The organism is Vogesella mureinivorans, assembly GCF_007644035.1.
GTDB lineage: Bacteria > Pseudomonadota > Gammaproteobacteria > Burkholderiales > Chromobacteriaceae > Vogesella > Vogesella mureinivorans.
Genome location: NZ_VMTV02000781.1, coordinates 1 through 502 on the forward strand (window position 1 = coordinate 1; position 502 = coordinate 502).

The 502-nt window shown below is 38.8% G+C and carries 1 protein-coding gene; it reads right to left on the reverse strand.

Annotated features, from left to right (window positions below; genetic code table 11):
• Positions 1 to 471: IS1634 family transposase (locus FLQ44_RS25675; protein ID WP_147695492.1), on the reverse strand; the 471-nt coding region annotated here is incomplete at its 3' end.
• Between the last annotated feature and the right edge of the window lie 31 nt (positions 472 to 502).

Sequence of the window (502 nt, forward strand, 5' to 3'; positions counted from 1 at the left end):
TTCCCAGATTTTTTCATCGGAAAAAGAAACTGATGGATAGTCAAACTCATACTCTCCATGTAGGTGGAAAGAACTTGAATCTAGGTGAACCGTATCTAATTCAAGTTCAAATTTTTGGGCAGCAGCTAGGGCAATAATTGTAAATACTTGGCTGACTCCTGCCAAATATAATTTATCTAATACTCTGCCTAAACGGTCATCATTCAGATGTTCTGGTTGAATGCCTTCGCCAATTAAATGTTCCGTTGCTTGACCTTCAAAAAACTTAGAAAACAAATATAATGGGGCAGAAACTAGACCCAAGCCGTTGATAATCATTGCTTTCACTGCCTGTCCTGGGCTGACTATTTCTCCTGGTTGTTCACCGACTAACTGATTGATTTTTTCAACGATTCCTATTTCATCTACTAGACCTGCTACTAAGCCTAGATGGTCTAGGTTTTTCACTGTAATTTCTGCAAGTTTATTCATCTGTCCCTGAGCAATCTGCTGCTTTATTCTG